The 4089-nt window shown below is 60.4% G+C and carries 5 protein-coding genes; 2 read left to right on the top strand and 3 right to left on the bottom strand.

The features are described 5' to 3' along the window. Positions 1 to 199: 199 nt before the first annotated feature. Complete coding sequence (locus tag ABW043_RS21980; protein ID WP_353923330.1) at positions 200 to 463, bottom strand: hypothetical protein; 264 nt, start codon at positions 461 to 463, stop codon at positions 200 to 202. A 13-nt stretch (positions 464 to 476) separates the two neighbouring features. On the opposite strand from ABW043_RS21980, the gene ABW043_RS21975 reads away from it, so the two are divergent. Then, positions 477 to 641 carry a hypothetical protein gene (locus ABW043_RS21975; RefSeq protein WP_353923329.1) on the top strand — a complete coding sequence of 55 codons (165 nt, stop codon included), beginning with the start codon at positions 477 to 479 and terminating at the stop codon, positions 639 to 641. 310 nt (positions 642 to 951) lie between these two features. Here ABW043_RS21975 and ABW043_RS21970 read toward each other — a convergent pair whose 3' ends face one another. Together ABW043_RS21970 and ABW043_RS21965 are read right to left on the bottom strand one after the other, a co-directional pair. Further along, positions 952 to 1923, bottom strand: coding sequence for an IS481 family transposase (locus ABW043_RS21970; protein WP_353923328.1), 972 nt, complete (start codon positions 1921 to 1923; stop codon positions 952 to 954). Between the two features lie 313 nt (positions 1924 to 2236). Beyond that, positions 2237 to 3169, bottom strand: coding sequence for a phytanoyl-CoA dioxygenase family protein (locus ABW043_RS21965; RefSeq protein WP_353923327.1), 933 nt, complete (start codon positions 3167 to 3169; stop codon positions 2237 to 2239). Between the two features lie 130 nt (positions 3170 to 3299). Here ABW043_RS21965 and ABW043_RS21960 point away from each other — a divergent pair. Next, positions 3300 to 4089 (top strand): helix-turn-helix domain-containing protein (locus ABW043_RS21960; protein WP_353923326.1); only part of this gene is annotated, 790 nt, incomplete at its 3' end.

Here is a 4089-nt window from a genome sequence, read left to right as displayed (position 1 = left end):
CTTGAACTAGCTTTGGAGAGACCGTTTTCGGCCTCTGCATTCATCACGCTAGCATTCGCCTGAAAAAGCGTCTCGCTCGATCCGATCGGGGCCGATCAATTCGATGTGCTTCGCTGTAACGCCAACGTAATTGCTTCATCGACGGCCTCAGCGGGGCGAGGCTACGTCGAGGTGAAGCCGGCGTCAGCCGGCGGATTGCTTACGGGATTGCGCCTCGATGAATTTTCCGTGGCGGAACTGCATAAAAGACAACCGGCCGGTTCCAGCCGTAGAATCCGGAATTGGCCTGCAGCTCGGCCTGCCGGGCGAGATCGATCCGCTGCAGGCACGCGGCAAAGGCGTCATTGCGTTTCGTGAAGCCGTAGGAACGGCATTGCGCCTCGTCCGCCGCACGTTGCTGTTCGGCTGTCATGCAGCCGGAGAGGAGCGGGAGACAGCCGACCGCCAGAATGCCCAACCTCACGCGGATACTCCTCATGCCGGAAAACTTGAGCTTCGACGGCAATATTAGCGCATCGGACCGAAAAGTGCGACGCGGTTTTCGGATCAATCCGATGCGCAAACAAGGGCTTGAGCAATTCCAGGAAAAGTGGGAACCGGTTTTCCGTCCTGAATTTCGTACCGATGGCTCCTACTTTTGACCCGTCTGCTCGACCCCCTCACCTGCCTGCCGGCGCCCGGCCCTTCGCTATGGCTTCGGGCGTTCGTCGTTCGAAAAGCCAAATCGTTGGCTTTTCGTCGCCTCCGGCGACCCCTCCTCACCCCCGCAAGCGGGTAGAGGAGCGCTGGCTGTACCGGCAGCGCTGAAATTTGCAGCGTTGGCGATTGGCGAAATCCGCGATGAGGGCGTCTCTTCTCCCCGTTCTATGGGGAGAAGTGCCCAGCAGGGCGATGGGGGGCGGCACAATCGGTCAAAAAATGACGGGCACTGGTACATAACACTGAACCGCTCTAGCTGTGAATGCTCAACAGGTTGTCCATTGTTTGGCCGAGACGGCTGATGGGCGGTTTGGATTTTAGGCTTCCATGCGGGCGGTGCCAATTGTAGCGGTGCAGCCAGACGGGCAGTTCGGCACCGCGGTGATCTGACGAGGGATAGGCTTTCGCATAAGCCCACTCCCTGAGCGCGGTCTGGATGAAGCGTTCGGCTTTGCCGTTGGTCTTGGGCGTGTAGGGCCTGGTTCGGATATGTTTGAGGCCAAGGAGGTTGCAGGCGGCGCGGAAGGAGCGGCTTTTATAGCAGCCGCCGTTATCGGTCATGACGCGTGAGACGGTGACGCCGAGGCTGGCATAATAGGCGATGGCGGCCTTAAGAAAGGCGACGGCGCTTTCCTGTTTTTCATCCGGCAGGATCTGGCTGAAGGCGATGCGGGAAGCATCATCGATGCAGATGTGGACGAACTCCCAGCCGGCGCCGCCTTTACGGGAGGTGCGGTCGGTGCTTTGGCCGGTCCGGTCGCCGGTGATACGGTGCCCGATCTTATGGAAGCGCCCGAGTTTCTTGATGTCGAGGTGGATCAGTTCGCCGGGGGTGTCACGCTCATAGCGGACAACCGGCGCGGCCGGTTCGAGGTCCTTGAGCCGCGACAGTCCAGCGCGGTTCAGCACCCGGCTGACGGTGGCGGGGCTGACGCCGACCTGATTGGCAATGTGCTTGCCGGTGAAGCGGTCGCGCCGCAGCGCCACGATGCGCTCCACGGTGGTCGCTTCAGTAGCACGCGGCATGTGCCCCGGGCGTGACGATCGGTCGACCATGCCGGCGCGGCCCTCGGCCTCGTAGCGCTCTACCCAGCGCGCCACGACCTTCGCCGACACGCCATACAGCCGCGCTGCATAGGCCTTGGAAAGGCCGCCCGCGATGACCGCTAGCGCCATTTCCTCTCGACGCAGCAGTGTCAGACGGGCATTCTTGTGAATGTTCATTCGGTCCTCCCGAGAATCGCTGAAGCTTTGACAACCTCAGTCTTCTCGGTTGGGACCGAATGGACAACCTCCTGAAAGCTCACATCTAGCGGCAGCTTGGAAGGTTTTTCCTCCGAGGATAGCGCGCTCGCGCTCGAATGATCGTCGTTGGCGCAAACTGCACCGCTGATCAGGCTATCCACCTGTCGACCGGCTGATGGTCCTGCTGCCCGTTTCGGGCAAAGCCTCGGCGAGGTTCTCGGTTCGCGCGATGCTTTCGATGCGATGGCGGCCGCGCGTCTAGCCGCCGTCACCAGGCCTTTACTTGTGCGTGTCACCAATGCGCGAGGCCAAGCAGCTTTTCGCCCAGCGGAGTGAGTGTCGCGGTTCTGGCATTGTGCTTTTCCCATTCGCGCGGATCACCCGGAAAGGCATCCCGCTTGGGATGATCCAGCTCGCGCCAGAGCCGGATGCGTTCCTGCCGCTCCGCCTCATTCTGCTGTTCGGCGGGGTACATGGAGATATATTGCGCCATGCGCACCCGCCTGTCCGAATGGTTCGGCCGAACGCCGTGAGCCAGCAACGAGTTGAAGATCATCAGATCGCCTGGTTCCATATCGATGTTGACCACTTCCAGCCCCGTCATGTCAGGATGCATAGGGTCACGATCTTCTGGCTGGGTTTTTACCCATTCCTCGAAATGCTCAAAGAGATACGGCACGCACTGGAAGCCGCCGACGTCGCCGTCCTGCTTCTGCAGGCTAAGTACGCCCTGGACACCGACCGGCAGCGGCCGAAGGGAGGTGTCGACGTCCCAGTGGATGAAGCCGTTGGGGTTGCCCTTGACCTTCCTGGGCGGATTGAGATTGGCGCGGTCAATGGTGACCCAAAGATCTTCCCGGTCCCAGATATCGACGAAGGCATCGTAGACGCGCCTGTCCATGCGATTATCCCAAAGGTACTGGTGATTGTAGATCTCCAGCATGCCCGTGTTGTTGAGCTCCTTCATCTTATGCTCGCGGCGCTGGGGCGTGTACCAGGTGGAGGGGTCCGACGGGTCCTTGTCGTCAAACTTCCAGAGCAGGTCGACAAGACGCTCTACATTGGCCGCAGGCACCGCCCCACGGACAATGAGGTATCCCTTCGTCGTCCAATGCTCCCAATCCGCCTTCGATAAAACACGCAGCGGCATCGTTTTCCCGATATCCTTGAGCTGGGTCGTTGCGGAAGTGGTCGGATGGCTGTCACGCTTGAGTGCAGTCTGCATATCGGTCTCCCGTCTCGGCATCCCTGGTCGTCAGACGATGGGGACAGAATAGCCGCGCCAACAGCCTTATGTTGTCGGCAGTTGGCGATTTCTGATACTATTCTGGCGTGATGAACACGATCAGCGCTTGATGCGGCCATTCCTGGAACATTTGCCGGTACCGCTGGACGCCTCATGGAGCATGCTCAATCGTCGGCTGGACGATGCCATTCCGTTCCAATGGCACCATCATCCCGAGCTCGAGCTGACGTTGACGCTCAATTCACGCGGCCAACGCTTCGTGGGCGATCATGTCGGCAGCTATGACGACGGCGACCTCGTGCTGGTCGGGCCCAACCTTCCGCACACTTGGGCATCCCGCGAAAAGATCGACCCGGCAAGACCGCATGTCGCGCTTGTTCTCTGGTTTCGCAAGGAATGGATCGAAGGCTTGATCGGCGGCACGGTGGAGTTCCGGCCCGTCGCACGGCTTATCGGCCGTGCTGCGACAGGGTTGGCATTCGGCACCGGGCTTGGCCGGGCGCTGGCTCAGGAGTTCGAGGCGATTTTCGCGCGGCCGCCGGCGCAGCGTCTCATAGGGCTCATCGAGATCCTTCTGCAGATCGCAAAAGCCGACGACATTCAGCCGCTCTCGACCAAAGCGCCGCAGCCGGTGGAAGGAAGCCGCTTGCGCATTGACCGTGTCCTGCTGCACCTCCATCAGCACTATCACAAGCCGCTGCGATTGGTGGACCTGGCCGAGATTGCCTCCTTAAGCCTCTCAGGCTTGCACCGCATGTTCCACAAACACACGCAGGCAAGCATCTCGGACTATCTGATCGGCTTGCGCATCGGCGAAGCATGCTCGCGCCTGTCCGGAACGAACCAGCCCATCCAACATATCGCGGAAGAGGTGGGCTACACTTCGCTCGCCAATTTCA

Source organism: Devosia sp., assembly GCF_040509215.1.
In the GTDB taxonomy this organism is placed as follows: Bacteria; Pseudomonadota; Alphaproteobacteria; order Rhizobiales; family Devosiaceae; genus Devosia.
This window is presented reverse-complemented; position numbering and strand designations above follow the sequence as displayed.